Consider the following 17227-nt stretch of genomic DNA (forward strand, 5'->3'; position numbering starts at 1 on the left):
GGGAAAAGAGTACAGTAATATGGTCATGGAGGCATGACCATATTACTGGGGATCCCTCAGCCCACAGGGAGAGGGGAAGCAGAACACCTTCTCCTTGCTGGAGAAGGTGTGTTGATTATCGACGACGATAGTTTTTCTGCGCCGTATTCACCTTATACAGGTACCGGCGGGATTCCGCAGACGGGTGGCGGGTGGTGAGGGTGGAGTAAACATCCCCCGGCGTCATGCTGTTGATGATGTTCGCAGCCTGCACTTTGTCATTCGAGAAGACGCGCAGCACGCTGCCCGCGCCGCCGTTATAGGCGGTGATCACCGCGTAGCGACGCGACGTCGGGTTATCAATTCCGCCGAGATAGACATTGTTCAGCATCGCCAGATAGGCCGTGCCGGTATCAATGTTGCTTTGCGGATCGAACAGATAGCTGCGGCTCGGCGTGCCGGATTTCCCCTGCGAGCGGAAGACGTCTTTACCGGCGCTGTGCTGGACAACCTGCATCAGCCCCAGCGCGTCGGAACGGCTGACCGCGTACGGGTTGAACGAGGATTCGGTCTGCATAATCGCCAGGATCAGCGACTCGTCCACGCCATACTTACGCGACGCCTGACGCACCATGCCCAGATACTTATGCGCACGCTTGTCGAGGTGGTTCGGGACAAGGTTAATGGTAACGCTGTAGATAATCTTCAGGCCGTTAGAGCGGCTCTTCAGGCGCGTCTGCAGCAGGTAGTCGGCAAATTTCGTGGCGCGACCTTCCCAGCGGATCGGCTGTCCGGTCTGGTCGACAACCTGACCGTACAGGAACGGCTCTTTCGAAATGGTGATGTCGTCCGCATCGGAGTAGAGATCGATAGATCCCGGATCGTCACCCATCAGCAGGGTTTTGACGATCGCCTGACGCAGCCGTGCCGCAGGGTCGGTGCCTGCGATGGTCTCAATGGTGATCGTACCCTCATCAAAGTTGATGTGGCTACGGGTCAGATAGGCGTCGGTGTACTTAACGTAGTCCTTCGGTCCGGCAATAAGAACTTCGTTAAATCCCCATATGTTCTCGATGTTATGGGCAAACTGCCCCATCAAAATGTCAAAACCGTTGGTGTCCTTGACCCAGGCTTCATTGTAATCATCGCCTTTTTTGGACGAGCACGAGACCAGCAACGGCGCAACAAGGGCTAGCGCTAAAAGTTTTTTCATCATTCCGGGAGTGCGTGTTGTGTTTGCTTTTACGGCGGGGTTTCACCCGCACGCTGTTATTTTTCCGGCGGCGTATAGCCTTCGATGTGGACGTCTTTGCCCTCGAACAGGAAGCTCACCATCTCCTGCTCCAGCAGCTTGCGGTGCTCCGGGTTCATCATGCTGAGCTTTTTCTCGTTGATCAGCATAGTCTGTTTTTTCTGCCACTGTCCCCAGGCTTCTTTGGAGATCTCGTTATAGATGCGCTTGCCCAGGTCGCCCGGGTAGAGCTGGAAATCCTGGCCTTCAGCGTCGCGCTGCAGGAAAGTACAAAAAATGGTTCTGGCCATACGTATTCCTCTTTGTGTTGCCGATGCTAAACCATTGCACCGGCACGTAATTGCTGTAACAGGCGCTCCACGGGAGCCGCCAGCCCGACTGATGGCGGTTGCGCTAAGTTATACCAGAGAGCGGTGCCTTCATCCATGCAGGAGGTGAATGAGGACACGGGAAGCCACATTGGTACTATATCCAGATGGAAATGGCTGAAGGTGTGGCGAAACGCGGTCAGCTGCGTCAGGGTATCTGCCGCAATGCCGCGCTGTTTAAGCCATTCACGCAGCAAGTCTTCATCTTCAAACTGTGGGAAGCAGTATAGACCACCCCACAGACCGCTCGGCGGACGCTGGGCGAGGAAGACCTCGTCACCGTGCTGCATCAGCAGCATATAGCCGGTGCGCTCCGGCAGCGTCTGTTTAGGTTTCTTACCCGGATACTGCGCCCATGACTGGTTGGCATACGCCACGCAGAGGTTGTTCACCGGGCAGAGTTCGCACTTTGGTTTTGAGCGCGTGCAGACCATCGCGCCAAGATCCATCATCGCCTGGTTAAAACGCTCTACGCCATTCACCGGGGTGACCGCTTCAGCGATCTCCCACAGGCGTTTTTCAACGTCTTTCTTACCCGGCCAGCCGTCAACGGCGTAGCAGCGTGCGAGCACGCGCTTCACGTTGCCGTCGAGGATCGGGAAATGCTTGCCTAATGAAAGGGAGAGGATCGCGCCTGCGGTTGAACGTCCGACGCCGGGTAAATCGGCCACCTCGTCGAAGGTTTCCGGGAATTTACCGTTGTGGCGGGTGGCGACCTGCTGCGCGGCCTTGTGCAGGTTGCGCGCGCGGGCGTAATAGCCCAGCCCGGTCCACAGGTGCAGCACTTCGTCCAGCGGCGCGTTTGCCAGGTCGGTGACCGTCGGGAAGCGTGCCATAAAACGCTCGAAGTAAGGGATCACGGTGGCGACCTGCGTTTGTTGCAACATCACCTCGGAGAGCCATACTTTGTAGGGCGTTTTTTCAATTTGCCAGGGCAGGGTTTTACGCCCGTATTTGTCGTACCAGTCCAGCACCTGGGCTGAAAATTGAGAGGCTTGCATGGTCATCGATTCGCATAATCAGGGACGCAGATTGCAGCACAGCGTCCATCTGCTGTAAACCGGATCTTTCCCATGCTTGCATAGAAGCCTTAACTTTGGATAATGCCCGTTTCCCGAACATTCTCACAAGCAGACAACTCTTTTATGAAAAACGACGTCATTTCACCGGAATTTGATGAAAACGGTCGCCCGCTGCGCCGTATTCGCAGCTTTGTCCGCCGTCAGGGCCGCCTGACAAAAGGGCAGCAACACGCGCTGGACAACTACTGGCCGGTGATGGGCGTTGAGTTCAGCGAGCAGCCGCTCGACTTTACCGAGCTGTTTGGCCGCGACGCGCCCGTCACGCTGGAGATCGGGTTTGGTATGGGCACCTCGCTGGTCACTATGGCGAAAGCGCGCCCGGAGCAGAACTTCCTCGGCATTGAAGTACACTCGCCGGGCGTCGGCGCGTGCCTGGCTACGGCCCACGAAGAGGGCGTTGAGAACCTGCGCGTGATGTGTCACGACGCGGTGGAAGTGCTGCACAAAATGATTCCTGACAATTCTTTGAACATGGTTCAGCTCTTTTTCCCTGACCCATGGCACAAAGCGCGTCATAATAAACGCCGTATCGTTCAGGCACCGTTTGCCGAGCTGGTGAAAAGCAAGCTCAAGCTGGGCGGCGTTTTCCACATGGCGACCGACTGGGAACCTTATGCGGAACACATGCTGGAAGTGATGTCGTCTCTGGACGGGTACAAAAATCAGTCCGAGAGCAACGACTACGTACCGCGTCCGGAATCGCGTCCGGTGACAAAATTTGAACAGCGTGGCCATCGTCTTGGTCACGGCGTATGGGACTTAATGTTCGAGAGGGTGAAATAATGGCAAAGAATCGTAGCCGTCGTCTGCGTAAAAAGATGCACATCGAAGAATTCCAGGAAGTGGGCTTCTCCGTTGCCTGGCGTTTCCCGGAAGGCACCAGCGTTGAGCAGATCGACCAGGACGTTGATGCGTTCATCAACGAGGTAATCGAGCCAAACAAGCTGGCCTTCGACGGTAGCGGCTACCTGGCATGGGAAGGTCTGATCTGCACCCAGGAAGTGGGCAAATGCACCGAAGAACATCAGGCCCTGGTTCGCAAATGGCTCGAAGAGCACAAGCTGGAAGATGTCCGCGTGAGCGAACTTTTCGACGTTTGGTGGGACTAATAAAGCAGTAAGCGGGCCAGCATTAGCTGGCCCATTTTGTCTGAGGGAGTGTTTAAGATGCGCAAAACGTTGCTGGCTGTTGCTTTGATGGCAACCGGATTCACCGCCCATGCGGATTATCAATGTAGCGTCACCCCGCGTGATGACGTGGTGTTAAGCCCGCAAACCGTGCAGGTCAAAGGCGAGAACGGCAATCTGGTGATTACGCCGGAAGGAAACGTCACCTTTAACGGCAAACAGTACAACCTGACTGCCGCACAGCGTGAGCAGGCGAAAGATTATCAGGCCGATTTGCGTACCGCGCTGCCATGGATTAATGAAGGTGCCCTGACGCGCGTCGAAAAGAGCCGCGTCGCGCTGGACAAAATCATCACTAAAGAGGTGGGGGAGAGCAGTAATATGCGCTCCCGCCTTACGAAGCTCGACAAGCAGCTCAAAGAGCAGATGAACCGCATTATCGAGACGCGCTCTGATGGCCTGACGTTCCACTATAAGGCGATCGATCAGGTCCGCGCTGACGGCCAGCAGCTGGTGAACCAGGCGATGGGCGGCATCCTGCAGGACAGCATTAACGAGATGGGGGCGAAAGCCGTGCTGAAAGGCGGCGGTAACCCGCTGCAGGGCGTGCTGGGCAGCCTGGGCGGCTTGCAGACTTCCATTCAGAACGAGTGGAAGAACCAGGAAGATGATTTCCAGCAGTTCGGCAAAGACGTGTGTAAACGCGTGGTGTCGCTGGAAGACAGCCGGAAGGCGCTGGTGGGGACGCTGAAGTAAGTTCTCTGCGCGCTGGGTCCCTCTCCCCAGGGGAGAGGGTGTAATTGTTCCCTCTCCCTGTGGGAGAGGGTCAGGGTGAGGGCATCAGGCAGCGCAGTCGTTGCCTGATAGCCATTAACACCTCCTCCTCGTTTGTCCTGAATTCGTTATTCCAGAACCGTAGTATTTCCCAGCCGTTCGCATTCAAAAATTCAGTACGACGTGAATCATAGGTTTCGTTATTCTGATGTTGGCCACCGTCCAGCTCGATAATCAGCTTTGCCTTAAAACAGGCAAAATCCACGATATATGCACCAATCGGCATCTGGCGGCGAAACTTATAGCCAAAGAAGCGGCGTCCCCTGAGTAAATACCAGAGGCGTAACTCTTCGGGCGTCATTTGTTTACGGAGTTGTTTTGATTTTTCCATCCCCATACTCTGCCAGCCTTTCCCTTAGCTGGCAGAACGGGATGCGAAATCCTGAATCAGCCTTCAGGAATCTTCGGCGAGGAACAGCTCAAGAAGGGAGTTTAAGAACAGCTTGCCGTGCTCGGTGATCTGCCAGCATTCCTCACTCTCGGTGAGATACCCCTTTGCCAGCGCTTCGTCAATCTGCGGACGAATCACCGATTCCGCCAGGCCAGTGTACAGCGAAAACTCCGCGCGCGGCGCGGCTTCCAGCAGGCGGAAACGGTTCATAAAGAACTCAAACGGCTTATCCGCCGCCTCAACGTCGTGCTGACGCTCCAGGTAGCGGCCTTCCATATACCCGCGCGGGTGGCGGGTTTTGGCGGTACGCAGAATGCGACCATCCGGGAAGGTCACCTTGCCGTGGGCGCCGCAGCCAATCCCCAGATAATCACCAAAACGCCAGTAGTTCAGGTTGTGCTGACACTGGAAGCCCGGCTTCGCGTAGGCGGACGTTTCATACTGCTGATACCCGGCAGCGGTCAAAAGCTTGTGGCCCTGCTCGAAGATATCCCACAGCGCGTCGTCATCCGGCAGCACCGGCGGGCGCGAGCCGAACAGCGTGTTTGGCTCAATGGTGAGCTGATACCACGACAGGTGCGGTGGATTCAGCGCAATGGCCTGGCGCAGATCGTCCAGCGCCTCTTCCAGCGACTGATCCGGCAGGCCATGCATCAAATCGAGGTTAAAGCTGCGCAGCCCAAGCCCCGTTGCCAGGTTCGCCGCGCGCTTCGCCTCTTCCGGGCCGTGAATGCGCCCCAGACGCTTCAGCTTCGGCTCGCTAAAGCTCTGCACGCCGATGGAGATGCGGTTCACGCCCGCGCGCTGATACTCGACAAAACGGTCGGCCTCAACGGTGCCGGGGTTGGCTTCCATCGTAATTTCTGCATCCGCCGCCAGGTTCAGGCGCGCACGCACGCCGTCCAGCAGCGTCTGCATTGCCGGGCCTGACAGCAGGCTCGGCGTACCGCCACCAATGAAAATGGTCTTAACTTCACGTCCCTGTGCGTACGGCACATCGGCGTCCAGGTCGGCCAGCAGATGCGCGACGTAGTCATCGTGCGGCACTTCGCCCTTCAGCGCGTGCGAATTGAAATCGCAGTACGGGCATTTCTGCACGCACCACGGGATATGAATATAAAGACTCAGAGGCGGCAAATTAGCCATTACGTAGTGCTTCCAGTAATAGTTTCAGCGCGCGTCCACGGTGGGAAATCGCACTTTTCTCTTCGCGGGTCAGTTCCGCAGCGGTTTTGCCCTCGGTCGGGACAAAGAAAATCGGGTCGTAGCCAAAGCCGCCGTTGCCCGCCGCTTCACGGGTAATCACGCCCGGCCAGCTGCCGTGACAGACGATCGGCGTCGGGTCTTCTGCATGACGCATGTAGACCAGCACGCAGTGGAACTGCGCGGTACGCTGTTCGTCGGGAACGTCCTTCAGGGCCACGAGCAGCTTTTCCAGATTCTGCTGGTCGGTGGCGTCCACCCCGGAATAGCGCGCGGAGTAAATTCCCGGCGCGCCGCCGAGAAAATCCACGGCCAGACCGGAGTCGTCGGCAATCGCGGGCAGGCCGGTTACCTGCGCCGCATGGCGCGCTTTCAGAATGGCGTTTTCGATAAACGTCAGGCCCGTCTCTTCGGCGGACTCCACGCCCAGCTCGGTCTGAGCCACCACGTCCAGCCCAAAATCATTTAATAGCGAGGCCAGCTCGCGCACTTTACCGGCGTTACCGGTCGCGAGAACAACTTTCTGCATGGTTTAGTCCTGTTCTGTCAGAGCCGCGACTTCCGTCGGGATAGATTGCGGATTAAGGATTTTTACCTGTTTATGCCGCCCAAGTTCACCTTTTTCAATGATGACCTGGCTTTTGGCGACGCGAAACTGTTTTGCCAGATATTTGGTCAGATGCGCGTTCGCCTGGCCATCGACCGGTGGGGCGGTGATGGCGACCTTTAGCTCGTCGCCATGCAGCCCAACAATACTGTCGCGGCTGGCTTTCGGCTGAATATACAGCCGTAAAACCAGCCCGTCGGCGCAGGTGCTTACTGCACTCATAGCGCCATCCACAGCCCCGGCAGCAGCATATCGCCCGTAGACTGGAGCAGTTCGGCGATCCCCATGTTGATCACATAGAGCAGCAGCACCAGGATCATCGGGGAGAAGTCGATGCCGCCCATGGACGGAAGCAGGTTACGGATCGGACGCAGCAGCGGCTCGGCCAACTGAATCAAGGCGTACTCTACCGGGCTACGCCCCTGGCTTACCCAGCTCATGATCGCCATCACCAGCAGTACCCAGAAGATCAGCAAACCGACGGTTTTGATCAGAATCAGAACGGCGGCAATCCAGATAATCGGCTGGAAGGTGATGACCATAAACAGCACGATGGCTTTGAGCACGCTCAGAATAAACGCCACCAGCAGCGAAGCGCTGTCGATGGGGCCCATGGCCGGGATAATACGGCGCAGCGGTCCGACAACAGGTTGCGTGATTTTCACGACAAACTGGGAGAACGGATTGTAAAAGTCACAGCGGGCCCACTGCATCCAGACGCGCAGCAAAAGCGCCATCGTGTACAGCTCAATGACCGTTGAGAGCAGGAAAGTCAACGTCTTCATGGCGTTCCTCAGGTTTCCTTATTATTTGGTGTAGTCGCGCGCACCGAAAATGGCTGTGCCGATGCGCACCATAGTGCTGCCTGCCGCGATGGCGGCTTCCATATCATCCGACATGCCCAGTGAAAGCGTGTCTACCGTTTCATAGCGCGCTTTAAGCGCCTCAAATGCTACAGCCATTTGCTGTGCCACGGCAAACTGCCTTTCATAACTTGACTCAGGTGCCGGAATGGCCATCAGTCCGCGCAGGGTTAAGCGCGGCAGGGCGGCCACCTCTGCGGCCAGCGCATCCAGCTCGTTCAGCGCAATGCCGGACTTGCTGTTTTCATCACTGATGTTGATTTGAATCAGCACGTTAAGCGCAGGCATCTCCGCCGGGCGCTGGTCGCTCAGACGGGAAGCAATACGCAGACGGTCGATGGTATGGCACCAGTCAAAGTGCTCTGCCACCAGACGGCTTTTGTTCGACTGCAGGGGACCAATAAAGTGCCATTGCAGATCGGACGTCTCCTGCTCCTGGAAGTAGCGAATTTTATCCACACCTTCCTGCACGTAGTTTTCGCCAAACGCCCGGTGACCTGCAGCAATCGCTTCTGCGATGGCGCTCGCAGGCTTGGTTTTGCTGACTGCAAGTAGCGTAATTTCTTCTGAAGCACGGCCGCAACGCGTTGCAGCAGCTGAGATTTTGTCCCGGACCTGTGCCAGGTTATGCGCAATGTCGTTCATTTTCCGAGGAGTAGTCTATGGATGTGGAAGAAATTGTGGCCCTTAGTGTAAAGCATAACGTCTCCGATCTACACCTGTGCAGTGATTCACCACCGCGCTGGCGCAGATTGGGCCGCCTTGAGCCGGCCCCGTTTCCGCCGCCGGACGTCGGGGCGTTGCTAAAGGCGTGGCTCAACGACGAACAGCAGGGCGCATGGTGGGCAAACGGGCAGGTCGATTTTGCCGTGACGGTCGCAGGAGACCAGCGTCTGCGCGGCAGTGCGTTTAAGCAGATGAAGGGCATCTCCGTTACCCTGCGGCTGTTGCCGCGTTCCTGTCCGCAGCTCCCTTCGCTTGGGGTGCCGCGCGCTATTCCCGAACTGTTGTCCAGCGACAACGGGTTGATTCTGGTAACGGGAGCGACCGGTAGCGGTAAATCCACCACGCTGGCCGCAATGGTCGACTTCCTCAACCGCCATACTGACGGCCATATCCTCACGCTTGAAGATCCGGTGGAGTTTATGTACCAGAGTGAACGTTGCCTGATTCAGCAGCGGGAGATAGGCCAGCACAGCCCGTCATTTGCAGAGGCGCTGCGCAGTGCGTTACGCGAGGACCCGGACATTATTTTGCTGGGGGAGCTGCGCGACAGCGAAACGATCCGCCTGGCGCTGACGGCGGCGGAGACCGGGCATCTGGTGCTGGCGACGCTGCACACGCGCGGGGCAGCACAGGCGATTGAACGGCTGGTCGATACGTTCCCGGCGCAGGAGAAAGATCCGGTGCGTAACCAGCTGGCCGGCAGCCTGCGGGCAGTGCTGGCGCAAAAGCTGCTTCCCGATCTTCAGGGCGGGCGCGTCGCGCTGTACGAGCTGCTGGTAAACACCGCGGCGGCGGCGAATCTGATTCGTGAGGGGAAGACCTGGCAGCTGCCCGGCATCATTCAAACCGGCCAGCAGGCGGGAATGCAGAACTTTGACCAGAGCCTGGCGGAGAGACGGGCACAGGGGCGGCTGTAGGCCCCTGCGTTAAAAGCCCTGTTCGAAGTAGCTTTCGAGGATGATAACGGCTGAAGCGGAGTCTACGCTGCCTTTGTTGAGCGCCCGGAAGCCACCGTGTTCAAACAGGCCTGCACGCGCTTCGACGGTGCTGAGACGCTCGTCGTGAAGCTTCACGGAGACGCCAAAGCGGCCATGGATTTTATTGGCGAATTTACGCGCGCGGGCGGTAAGCGGTTGCTCGGTGCCGTCCATGTTCAGCGGCAGGCCGACAATCACGTCGTCCGGCTGCCACTCTTTGAGCAGGCGCTCAATAAGGTTCCAGTCCGGCGTGCCGTCGTTAGCTTTCAGCGCCGTGAGCGGGCGGGCGGTGCCGGTGATCCGTTGACCCACGGCGACGCCGATGCTTTTGGTGCCGAAGTCGAAGGCGAGAAGGGTGCCGCTCATTACGCGTGCCCCGCTACGCCAGGCATGGTCAGAATATCAATGCCAATCAGTTTTGCCGCGTCACGCCAGCGATCGGCAATAGGGGTTTTAAACAGAATATTCATGTCCGCAGGTGCGGTAAGCCAGGCGTTATCGAGGATCTCTTGCTCAAGCTGGCCTTTCTCCCACGACGAATAGCCCAGCGCCACCAGCACTTCGGAAGGCTGCTCAGCGGTGCCCAGCGTTTCAAGCACGTCGCGCGAGGTAGTGATCACGGTGTTATCGGAGATGCGAATGCTGGAAGAGAATACCGGCGGGGTATGCAGGATAAAGCCGCGATCTTCGGCAAGAGGTCCACCCAGCATCACCGGTTTATCAAGCCGGATTTCCGGCAGGCGCGCTTCAGCCGAGATTTTCAGCTTGTCCAGAATCCCTTCAACCTGCAGGTTTTCCAGCGGTTTGTTGATGATAATACCCATCGCGCCGTCTTCATTGTATTCACAAATATAAACCACGGCGCGGCGAAAAATCGGATCCTGGAGAGCAGGCATGGCAATAAGAAAGTGATGCTGTAAATTCATTGTCAGAGGTACTGTTTCCTGGTTTAAAAAGCGACAGCGCCCAGTATGGGGATAAACCCAGGCGCTGTCACAGTTTATTTCTGTAAACGTTTTTCGATAGCGTCCATCAGCATTCCGGTGATCGAGATCGGGAACTCCGCTTCGATTTCGCGAATGCAGGTTGGGCTGGTGACGTTAACTTCGGTCAGGCGATCGCCGATGATATCCAGGCCAACGAAGATCAGGCCTTTGGCTTTCAGCGTTGGGCCAACGCGGCGGGCAATTTCCCAGTCGCTTTCGGTTAGCGGACGCGGCTCGCCGCGGCCACCTGCCGCAAGGTTACCGCGGGTTTCGCCACCCTGTGGGATACGCGCCAGGCAGTAAGGCACCGGCTCACCGTCCACGACCAGCACGCGCTTATCGCCATCTTTGATCGCTGGAATATAGTTTTGCGCCATGCAGTAACGCGTGCCCAGCTCGGTCAGCGTTTCGGCAATCACGCCAATGTTCGGGTCGCCTTCCTTCACGCGGAAAATAGACGCGCCGCCCATGCCGTCCAGCGGCTTCATGATGATGTCGCCGTGCTTCTGCCAGAATTCTTTCAGCTGCGTTTTGCTGCGGGTGACCAGCGTTTCCGGCGTCAGGTCAGAGAACCAGGCGGTGTAAAGCTTCTCGTTGCAGTCGCGCAGGCTCTGCGGCTTGTTGACGATCAGCGTCCCTTTCTCTTCGGCACGCTCAAGGATGTAGGTGCTATAGATGTATTCGGTGTCAAACGGCGGATCTTTACGCATCAGGATGACGTTGAGGTCGGCCAGGGCAATGTCCTGCTCGGTGCCGAATTCGTACCATTTGTCGTAGTTCTGCTCGACGTTAACGATGCGGGTGCGTGCGCGGGCTTCACCGTTGATCAGATAAAGATCGTTCATCTCCATATAGTGGAGCTCATAGCCACGACGCTGCGCTTCCAGCAGCATGGCGAAGCTGGAGTCTTTCTTGATGTTAATGTTTGCGATGGGATCCATCACGATGCCGAGCTTTATCATGTTCTTCTCCGTTAATACTTCAACCCAGATCGCCAAACCGTACCTGTAGCGCGGTTATGGCCGTGAGTGCCGTTGTCTCAGTGCGCAGAACGCGAGGTCCCAACAGAATATCAGTAAACTGGTAGCGCGCCGTCATCGCAATTTCGTCCGCCGACAGGCCGCCTTCGGGGCCAATCAGCAGGCGTACGCGCTCAACGGGCAGCGGCAGCGTATTGATGCTGGCGCTGGCGCGCGGATGAAGATTGAGCTTCAGCCCGCTATCCTCTTCTGCACACCAGTCCTCCAGATCCATCGCCGGGCGGATCTCCGGAATACGGTTGCGGCCGCTCTGTTCGCAGGCCGCAATGGCGATTTTCTGCCACTGCTGGATCTTTTTGTTCAGACGTTCCGCATCCAGTTTAACGCCACAGCGCTCGGAAAAAAGTGGCGTAATGAGGCTTACACCCAGCTCAATGGATTTTTGAATGGTGAATTCCATCTTTTCTCCGCGCGACATCACCTGCCCAAGGTGGATGTGCAGCGGCGATTCACGGTCGTCCACTTCGCCGCGCAAGACATTCACATGCACGCTTTTTTTATCCGCCCGCGTGATTTCCGCGTCGAAAACCTGATTAGAGCCGTCGAACAGCTGTATTGCCTGGCCAGCCCCCATGCGCAGCACGCGGCCAACGTGGTTGGCGGCGTCGTCAGACAGGGCGATTTCGCGGCCTGCGGTAATCAGTTCAGGGTGGTAAATGCGGGGAATGCGCATAGTCAAAAATTCCATATGTCATGCGGTATAAGCGAATTGCCGTAGTGTAGGTTAGCTCTTTTGCGCCTGGCAAGCCCGCTGGACGTACGGGTTATGATTCCCCTGGACTCTGGCGATACGTTCGTCGCGCTGGCATTCCCATTCCGTCACCGGATACTGCTTATCCCAGGCATTGAACAACTGCGTCTGCTGGCGTGAAAGGTTGAGGTCATAACGGTCACGCATGTAGAAGTAGGTGCGGGCGATGCTGCCGCGCGCGCGGGCAGGGGGCTCGGCGACTTTCTCTTTGAAATCTACCTTCATACCGCACTGGCCGTACTGGCCTTCGCCACCGTTCCACTGGCTGTACATGAAATTGCCGCGGTCGCCGTTCACTTCACCAACCGCAGGCTGCAGGTTATGCATGTCGCTTTCCATCTGGCGATAAACCGGATCTTTGGCGCAATTTTTACGTCCGCCGTCCTGCCAGCACTGGCGCTGGTGACCAAACTGCCAGGCCGGAACGACATGCTCCCACTCGATGCGGCTGGCGCGGTTTTCATTTTTACGCACCTTATAGCCGCAGGATTCGAGGTCAACGACCCCTTTTTTGCCCTGCCAGTTAATTTTGCAGCCGCAGTAGAAATCGCCCGGCACATCGGCGTTCACCTTCACGCCTGCTGCCTTGGCCTGGGAAAAACTGTTGATACCGTCGGCCAGGGCCTGACCGGAAAGCGCCGTCGCCAGAAAAGCGACCGCGAGAGAAACATTACGGGACATCTTACACTCCGTGTCAAAACGAGCCCGCAACGTAACGAATGTTGTTCCTGTATGCAATCAGTCAGATCAGGAAAGTTCCTGAAAGTTCAGGTGATTACTCCGCAATCAGCGGTTCGCCGCATTTGACGCAGCGGTAGGTCGCCTCGCCGCGCACCACGCGGTTATGGCGGCGGACGGTAAGCTGGTGCTGCTGACACTGGCAGCGATAGGGGAAGGTATTGCGGCGTACCGATTCCAGCTCGAACTGATGGGTACGGCGCGCCGGAACGCCGAGCACCGCTTCCATCATCCACTTCCACTCTTTGCCGTGCGGCGCGACGCGGCCAAAATGCTTCCATACCAGAAGGTGCGCCAGCTCGTGCGGCACCACTTCTTCAATAAACGCCTGCTGGTTTTCCATCATCAGCACCGGGTTCAGGCGGATCTCGTACGATTCCAGCCAGGCGGTGCCGGCTGCGGTGCCGCGCTGCTGATAGACCAGCTTCGGTTCAGGGTAATTGCGGCCGAGTTTCAGATTCGCCTGGGCAAGTTTTTCCCGCAGGCTGCGCATAACGGCTTGCTGAATGGCGATGGGGAGACGGGGAGCTTTCATAGGGGCAGAGCATAAAGCGGGAAGCGGGGAGGCGCAAGAGGCGCCTCCCGCAAGAGGATTAGTCGTGGGCGCCGATTTCGCGCAGCGGACGACCTTTCATCAGGTTACGTTCAATATGTTCCAGAGAAACATGTTTGGTTTCTGGAACCAGCCAGACGGTCAGCACAATAAAGAAGATATTCAGACCGGCGTAGACCCAGAAGGTGTTGGCATTGCCCAGGGTGTTGAGCATGGTCAGGAACGTTGCGCCGACGATCATGTTGGCAATCCAGTTGGTTGCGGTAGAGCAGGTGATACCAAAATCACGCCCTTTCAGCGGCTGGATTTCAGAGCACAGTACCCAAATCAGCGGACCGGCGCTCATCGCAAACCCGACGATAAACATCAGCAGCATGCCCACCGCGAAGTACTGGGCGGTTGGGGAGTGGATGCCCACATGCATCATCGTACCGAGAACGCCCATACCCGTCGCCATCACCAGGAAGCCCAGTGTCAGGGTTGGCTTACGACCCCAGCGGTCCACCAGGCCGATGGCGATAAAGGTCGCCAGCACGTTGGTCAGGCCCACGATGACGGTGCCCCACATCTGCTCGGTGGTGTTGGTGTAGCCCGCCAGTTCAAAGATTTTTGGCGCGTAGTACATGATGACGTTCATCCCGGTGAACTGCTGCATCACCTGCAGCAGCACGCCGAGAAACACCGCCCGACGGAAGTTGCTGTTCTCTTTAAACAACGCCCAGCCGGACTGTTTTACCTTCAGGCTTTCGCGGATCTCTTCCAGCTCGTTTTTCGCTTCCGCGCTGGTATCGCGCAGGCGGAGCAGCACGCGTTCGGCATCAACGAAGCGGCGTTTGGCGGCAAACCAGCGCGGGCTGTCCGGCAGGAAGAAGACGCCAATCAGCAGCAGAATGGCCGGGATGATGATCACGCCGAGCATCCAGCGCCATGCGCCGCTGTAGCTGAACGCGGTATCGGACAGGTAAGCGCCGAGAATACCGATGGTGATCATCAGCTGGTACATGGAAATCATACTGCCGCGGATTTTCTCCGGCGCAATTTCGGAGAGGTAGAGCGGGGCGGTGTAAGACGCCACGCCCACCGCAAGGCCCAGCAGCACGCGGGAAAGAATAAGCACTTCAACGTTAGGGGCGGCAGCGGAGAAGAGCGAACCGGCGACGAAGAGGATCGCACCGATCATCAGGCTCTTTTTGCGTCCGAGCTTGAAGGAGAGCCAGCCGCTGCCGACGGCCCCAACGGCCGCACCGAACATCATGGAGCTAACCACCCATTCCTGGGTATGCGCGTTAATCTGGAATTCGTCTGCGATGAAGGGAAGAGCGCCGGCAATGACGCCGATATCCAGGCCAAAGAGTAATCCTGCCAGGGCGGCGAGGAAGCAGACGAAGAAAGTCATCGCCTTGTTGGACGTACGCCCCTGTTTTTTATTGTCAGGCATTATGCCCTCCAGTTGGGTTATCAGTTTTATTGATGATAAGGGTAGGTGAGCGACCCGTAAAAATATGTGAGATTAATCACAATGGTGTAATCGGTTACACTAACGTGCAACCGTAAAAATTATTAAAGCTTTGAAAATATAGAGGTAAACGAGGTGATGCGCATCGCGTTTGTTTGAATTTCAGACTTAACTGAAAGGAAATGTAACAGCAGAAGAAAGGCGATCATGCAAAGAGATTATTCTGAAAGCGGAGTGGTGCCGGTGCGGTGTAATCGCTTTCAGTTGTGCGGCTTTAGCCGCCACCCGACATAAAAAAAGCCAGCACAAAGGCTGGCCTGTTTAATATTCTCGGCTGTCGATTATTTCAGACCGGCAGCCTCACGCAGCAGAGCGGCTTTGTCGGTTTTTTCCCATGGGAAATGTTCACGACCAAAGTGACCGTATGCAGCGGTTTCCTGGTAGATTGGGTGCAGCAGATCCAGCATCTGAATCAGGCCGTATGGACGCAGGTCGAAGAACTCGCGCACCAGTAGGGTCAGCTGTTCTGAAGGCACTTTCTCCGTACCGAAGGTTTCCACCATGATGGAGGTTGGCTCAGCCACGCCGATTGCGTAGGAAACCTGAATCTCACAGCGGTCGGCCAGGCCGGCAGCAACGATGTTTTTCGCCACATAACGTGCAGCGTACGCGGCAGAACGGTCAACTTTAGACGGATCTTTACCGGAGAACGCGCCGCCACCGTGACGCGCCATGCCGCCGTAGGTATCAACGATGATTTTACGACCGGTCAGGCCGCAGTCGCCCATTGGGCCGCCGATAACAAAGCGTCCGGTTGGGTTGATGAAGAATTTGGTTGCTGAGCTCAGCCATTCGGTTGGCAGAACCGGCTTGATGATCTCTTCCATCACTGCTTCCTGCAGGGATTTCTGATCGATCTCTTCGGCATGCTGGGTAGACAGCACCACCGCGTCAATACCGACGATTTTGCCGTCGTCGTACTGGAAGGTGACCTGGCTTTTCGCATCCGGGCGCAGCCACGGCAGGGTGCCGTTTTTACGCACTTCAGCCTGACGCTGCACCAGACGGTGTGCGTAGGTCACAGGTGCTGGCATCAGCACATCGGTTTCGTTGGTTGCATAACCGAACATCAGGCCCTGGTCGCCCGCGCCCTGTTCCAGCGGATCGGCACGGTCAACGCCCTGGTTGATGTCCGGAGACTGTTTGCCAATCGCGCTCAGTACCGCGCAGGAATTGGCATCAAAGCCCATATCAGAATGCACATAGCCGATCTCACGCACCGTGTTACGGGTGATCTCTTCGATATCAACCCATGCGCTGGTGGTGATCTCACCGCCAACCAGAACCATGCCGGTTTTGACATAGGTTTCACACGCTACGCGCGCTTTAGGATCCTGCGCCAGGATCGCATCCAGCACCGCATCGGAGATTTGGTCAGCAATTTTATCAGGATGTCCTTCTGATACGGACTCGGACGTAAACAGGTGTTTTGCCATGTTTTATTTCACCTAAGAGGAATTTGGTTAGCTCAAGCTGCTGTGTGGAATAGCCAAAGGAGATAATTCTACCAAGGCCTGCAGGTTTTTGACACTGGCAGTATGAGTGTTAATCAGTATAGATGGATTAACATCTGGATGGCTATTTTAGGTCACTTCTTCGCCCGATTTCCAGTTTTTTTTGATTCATCTCTCACTGCGTTGAAATGGCTGCTGGAAATTTTTCCTGACGCTGCTGGCAACACGCGTATTTTTGTTTTGCTTTTTAGCCCCCTTCTCGGTATAAAACGCGGCGCGCGGCTCATATAAAATCAGCGCTCGATGAATACATCGTGTCGCCACTTCCAGCCGGGTTGAGCAGTGAACTTTTAGCTTTGGCTTGGGGTCCGTTTCATCAGAGGCGGCCGTGGAGGTGATACGAGATAATGAACCATCGTTTTCCGCTAATTCAGCGCTGCCGTTCTGGCGCGCCATTGATTCCCGCAACCCGCATTTCTAGTCTGCAAACCTGCCGATGTTATACCCATCTCGGCGCTTCTCAGGATTCAAGGGCCGGTTACGCTCTGTGAAAACTGAACAAGGGCGCTCTTGTTAATACAAGAGTTTTCTCGTGGTTTCGCCGAACCTTGTCATACAGAGTTCGGATACGTGTTTTACAATGATATGAATAAGAAACCGGTCGCACGGTCTGGATTTCAGCATACTCTGCTGGGAAACGGAGCCGTTTATGGGTTGTTATCGCCGTATAACGCTGCGATAGTAGTCAACTGTTTTACACTTAATACAAAGAGTTGAGGT

General features: G+C 56.4%; 23 protein-coding genes. 5 read left to right on the plus strand and 18 right to left on the minus strand.

Translation table 11 applies throughout. The features are described from left to right. Window positions 1–115: 115 nt before the first annotated feature. The 3 genes from mltC to mutY are packed head-to-tail and all read right to left on the minus strand — an operon-like array spanning window position 116 to window position 2600. Window positions 116–1192, minus strand: coding sequence for a membrane-bound lytic murein transglycosylase MltC (gene mltC, locus IM299_RS13305; RefSeq protein ID WP_041908319.1), 1077 nt, complete (start codon window positions 1190–1192; stop codon window positions 116–118). A 56-nt stretch (window positions 1193–1248) separates the two neighbouring features. Then, window positions 1249–1521 (minus strand): oxidative damage protection protein, encoded by a 273-nt coding sequence (locus tag IM299_RS13310; RefSeq protein WP_023309138.1) that lies wholly within the window; start codon window positions 1519–1521, stop codon window positions 1249–1251. A 26-nt stretch (window positions 1522–1547) separates the two neighbouring features. Further along, complete coding sequence (gene mutY / locus IM299_RS13315) at window positions 1548–2600, minus strand: A/G-specific adenine glycosylase (RefSeq protein ID WP_193357628.1); 1053 nt, start codon at window positions 2598–2600, stop codon at window positions 1548–1550. Between the two features lie 144 nt (window positions 2601–2744). Here mutY and trmB point away from each other — a divergent pair, with 144 nt between their 5' ends. From trmB to IM299_RS13330, 3 genes are read left to right on the plus strand one after another with little or no spacing between them, the layout of a single operon-like run. Beyond that, window positions 2745–3464, plus strand: coding sequence for a tRNA (guanosine(46)-N7)-methyltransferase TrmB (trmB, locus tag IM299_RS13320; RefSeq protein ID WP_028014376.1), 720 nt, complete (start codon window positions 2745–2747; stop codon window positions 3462–3464). After that, window positions 3464–3790, plus strand: a complete 327-nt coding sequence (locus tag IM299_RS13325) for a YggL family protein (RefSeq protein ID WP_028014375.1) — start codon at window positions 3464–3466, stop codon at window positions 3788–3790. Before trmB ends, IM299_RS13325 begins: the two co-directional genes overlap by 1 nt. Before the next feature lie 57 nt (window positions 3791–3847). Then, window positions 3848–4564 (plus strand): DUF2884 domain-containing protein, encoded by a 717-nt coding sequence (locus tag IM299_RS13330; protein ID WP_041908321.1) that lies wholly within the window; start codon window positions 3848–3850, stop codon window positions 4562–4564. Window positions 4565–4634: 70 nt separating this feature from the next. Here the strand turns inward: IM299_RS13330 and IM299_RS13335 are convergent, their stop codons facing one another. The 6 genes from IM299_RS13335 to IM299_RS13360 all read right to left on the minus strand — a co-directional run bounded on the left by IM299_RS13335 (window position 4635) and on the right by IM299_RS13360 (window position 8351). Next, window positions 4635–4973 carry an endonuclease domain-containing protein gene (locus IM299_RS13335; RefSeq protein ID WP_028014373.1) on the minus strand — a complete coding sequence of 113 codons (339 nt, stop codon included), beginning with the start codon at window positions 4971–4973 and terminating at the stop codon, window positions 4635–4637. Between the two features lie 63 nt (window positions 4974–5036). Beyond that, window positions 5037–6179 carry a radical SAM family heme chaperone HemW gene (gene hemW / locus IM299_RS13340; RefSeq protein WP_048957286.1) on the minus strand — a complete coding sequence of 381 codons (1143 nt, stop codon included), beginning with the start codon at window positions 6177–6179 and terminating at the stop codon, window positions 5037–5039. Next, window positions 6172–6765 (minus strand): XTP/dITP diphosphatase, encoded by a 594-nt coding sequence (locus tag IM299_RS13345; RefSeq protein ID WP_010435473.1) that lies wholly within the window; start codon window positions 6763–6765, stop codon window positions 6172–6174. The genes hemW and IM299_RS13345 overlap by 8 nt, the downstream gene beginning before the upstream one ends. 3 nt (window positions 6766–6768) lie before the next feature. Next, on the minus strand, window positions 6769–7065 hold the full coding sequence (gene yggU / locus IM299_RS13350) for a DUF167 family protein YggU (RefSeq protein WP_014885193.1): 297 nt from the start codon (window positions 7063–7065) through the stop codon (window positions 6769–6771). Beyond that, window positions 7062–7628 (minus strand): YggT family protein, encoded by a 567-nt coding sequence (locus tag IM299_RS13355; RefSeq protein ID WP_045260768.1) that lies wholly within the window; start codon window positions 7626–7628, stop codon window positions 7062–7064. The genes yggU and IM299_RS13355 overlap by 4 nt, the downstream gene beginning before the upstream one ends. Before the next feature lie 21 nt (window positions 7629–7649). Continuing rightward, on the minus strand, window positions 7650–8351 hold the full coding sequence (locus IM299_RS13360) for a YggS family pyridoxal phosphate-dependent enzyme (RefSeq protein ID WP_047364543.1): 702 nt from the start codon (window positions 8349–8351) through the stop codon (window positions 7650–7652). A gap of 17 nt (window positions 8352–8368) precedes the next feature. On the opposite strand from IM299_RS13360, the gene IM299_RS13365 reads away from it, so the two are divergent. Then, window positions 8369–9349, plus strand: a complete 981-nt coding sequence (locus IM299_RS13365) for a type IV pilus twitching motility protein PilT (protein WP_048957287.1) — start codon at window positions 8369–8371, stop codon at window positions 9347–9349. 9 nt (window positions 9350–9358) lie between these two features. On the opposite strand, the gene ruvX is transcribed toward IM299_RS13365, so the two are convergent. The 9 genes from ruvX to IM299_RS23040 form a co-directional block, all read right to left on the minus strand. Continuing rightward, complete coding sequence (gene ruvX / locus IM299_RS13370; RefSeq protein ID WP_021242076.1) at window positions 9359–9775, minus strand: Holliday junction resolvase RuvX; 417 nt, start codon at window positions 9773–9775, stop codon at window positions 9359–9361. After that, window positions 9775–10335: a YqgE/AlgH family protein gene (locus IM299_RS13375; RefSeq protein WP_028014368.1), complete on the minus strand. Its 561-nt coding sequence runs from the start codon at window positions 10333–10335 to the stop codon at window positions 9775–9777. The genes ruvX and IM299_RS13375 overlap by 1 nt, the downstream gene beginning before the upstream one ends. A gap of 74 nt (window positions 10336–10409) precedes the next feature. Beyond that, the gene (gene gshB / locus IM299_RS13380) at window positions 10410–11357 is read right to left on the minus strand and encodes a glutathione synthase (RefSeq protein WP_041908326.1); all 948 of its coding nucleotides are present in this window, start codon (window positions 11355–11357) and stop codon (window positions 10410–10412) included. A gap of 19 nt (window positions 11358–11376) precedes the next feature. After that, a complete protein-coding gene (rsmE, locus tag IM299_RS13385; RefSeq protein ID WP_041908327.1) occupies window positions 11377–12108 on the minus strand; it encodes a 16S rRNA (uracil(1498)-N(3))-methyltransferase in 732 nt (243 codons plus the stop codon). Between the two features lie 51 nt (window positions 12109–12159). Further along, window positions 12160–12867, minus strand: a complete 708-nt coding sequence (gene endA / locus IM299_RS13390; RefSeq protein ID WP_028014365.1) for a deoxyribonuclease I — start codon at window positions 12865–12867, stop codon at window positions 12160–12162. A gap of 94 nt (window positions 12868–12961) precedes the next feature. Continuing rightward, complete coding sequence (locus IM299_RS13395; protein ID WP_028014364.1) at window positions 12962–13459, minus strand: SprT family zinc-dependent metalloprotease; 498 nt, start codon at window positions 13457–13459, stop codon at window positions 12962–12964. 58 nt (window positions 13460–13517) lie between these two features. Then, entirely contained in the window at window positions 13518–14915 is a 1398-nt protein-coding gene (galP, locus tag IM299_RS13400; RefSeq protein ID WP_041908328.1) for a galactose/proton symporter, read from the minus strand. Between the two features lie 359 nt (window positions 14916–15274). After that, the gene (metK, locus tag IM299_RS13405) at window positions 15275–16429 is read right to left on the minus strand and encodes a methionine adenosyltransferase (protein ID WP_041908329.1); all 1155 of its coding nucleotides are present in this window, start codon (window positions 16427–16429) and stop codon (window positions 15275–15277) included. Between the two features lie 186 nt (window positions 16430–16615). Continuing rightward, window positions 16616–16903 (minus strand): hypothetical protein, encoded by a 288-nt coding sequence (locus IM299_RS23040; RefSeq protein ID WP_041908330.1) that lies wholly within the window; start codon window positions 16901–16903, stop codon window positions 16616–16618. Between the two features lie 189 nt (window positions 16904–17092). Between IM299_RS23040 and yqgB the strand changes: the two genes are divergently transcribed. After that, window positions 17093–17224 carry an acid stress response protein YqgB gene (yqgB, locus tag IM299_RS13420; protein WP_127312443.1) on the plus strand — a complete coding sequence of 44 codons (132 nt, stop codon included), beginning with the start codon at window positions 17093–17095 and terminating at the stop codon, window positions 17222–17224. Window positions 17225–17227: the final 3 nt, after the last annotated feature.

It is taken from the genome of Enterobacter cloacae complex sp. P47BA (assembly GCF_014930485.1).
GTDB classification, from domain to species: domain Bacteria; phylum Pseudomonadota; class Gammaproteobacteria; order Enterobacterales; family Enterobacteriaceae; genus Enterobacter; species Enterobacter bugandensis.

Bases quoted from the DNA above. Each gene is read 5' to 3' on its own strand.
- mltC (WP_041908319.1), bottom strand. From the start codon at position 1,192: ATGAAAAAACTTTTAGCGCTAGCCCTTGTTGCGCCGTTGCTGGTCTCG.
- IM299_RS13310 (WP_023309138.1), bottom strand. From the start codon at position 1,521: ATGGCCAGAACCATTTTTTGTACTTTCCTGCAGCGCGACGCTGAAGGC.
- mutY (WP_193357628.1), bottom strand. From the start codon at position 2,600: ATGCAAGCCTCTCAATTTTCAGCCCAGGTGCTGGACTGGTACGACAAA.
- trmB (WP_028014376.1), top strand. From the start codon at position 2,745: ATGAAAAACGACGTCATTTCACCGGAATTTGATGAAAACGGTCGCCCG.
- IM299_RS13325 (WP_028014375.1), top strand. From the start codon at position 3,464: ATGGCAAAGAATCGTAGCCGTCGTCTGCGTAAAAAGATGCACATCGAA.
- IM299_RS13330 (WP_041908321.1), top strand. From the start codon at position 3,848: ATGCGCAAAACGTTGCTGGCTGTTGCTTTGATGGCAACCGGATTCACC.
- IM299_RS13335 (WP_028014373.1), bottom strand. From the start codon at position 4,973: ATGGAAAAATCAAAACAACTCCGTAAACAAATGACGCCCGAAGAGTTA.
- hemW (WP_048957286.1), bottom strand. From the start codon at position 6,179: ATGGCTAATTTGCCGCCTCTGAGTCTTTATATTCATATCCCGTGGTGC.
- IM299_RS13345 (WP_010435473.1), bottom strand. From the start codon at position 6,765: ATGCAGAAAGTTGTTCTCGCGACCGGTAACGCCGGTAAAGTGCGCGAG.
- yggU (WP_014885193.1), bottom strand. From the start codon at position 7,065: ATGAGTGCAGTAAGCACCTGCGCCGACGGGCTGGTTTTACGGCTGTAT.
- IM299_RS13355 (WP_045260768.1), bottom strand. From the start codon at position 7,628: ATGAAGACGTTGACTTTCCTGCTCTCAACGGTCATTGAGCTGTACACG.
- IM299_RS13360 (WP_047364543.1), bottom strand. From the start codon at position 8,351: ATGAACGACATTGCGCATAACCTGGCACAGGTCCGGGACAAAATCTCA.
- IM299_RS13365 (WP_048957287.1), top strand. From the start codon at position 8,369: ATGGATGTGGAAGAAATTGTGGCCCTTAGTGTAAAGCATAACGTCTCC.
- ruvX (WP_021242076.1), bottom strand. From the start codon at position 9,775: ATGAGCGGCACCCTTCTCGCCTTCGACTTCGGCACCAAAAGCATCGGC.
- IM299_RS13375 (WP_028014368.1), bottom strand. From the start codon at position 10,335: ATGAATTTACAGCATCACTTTCTTATTGCCATGCCTGCTCTCCAGGAT.
- gshB (WP_041908326.1), bottom strand. From the start codon at position 11,357: ATGATAAAGCTCGGCATCGTGATGGATCCCATCGCAAACATTAACATC.
- rsmE (WP_041908327.1), bottom strand. From the start codon at position 12,108: ATGCGCATTCCCCGCATTTACCACCCTGAACTGATTACCGCAGGCCGC.
- endA (WP_028014365.1), bottom strand. From the start codon at position 12,867: ATGTCCCGTAATGTTTCTCTCGCGGTCGCTTTTCTGGCGACGGCGCTT.
- IM299_RS13395 (WP_028014364.1), bottom strand. From the start codon at position 13,459: ATGAAAGCTCCCCGTCTCCCCATCGCCATTCAGCAAGCCGTTATGCGC.
- galP (WP_041908328.1), bottom strand. From the start codon at position 14,915: ATGCCTGACAATAAAAAACAGGGGCGTACGTCCAACAAGGCGATGACT.
- metK (WP_041908329.1), bottom strand. From the start codon at position 16,429: ATGGCAAAACACCTGTTTACGTCCGAGTCCGTATCAGAAGGACATCCT.
- IM299_RS23040 (WP_041908330.1), bottom strand. From the start codon at position 16,903: ATGGCGCGCCAGAACGGCAGCGCTGAATTAGCGGAAAACGATGGTTCA.
- yqgB (WP_127312443.1), top strand. From the start codon at position 17,093: ATGAATAAGAAACCGGTCGCACGGTCTGGATTTCAGCATACTCTGCTG.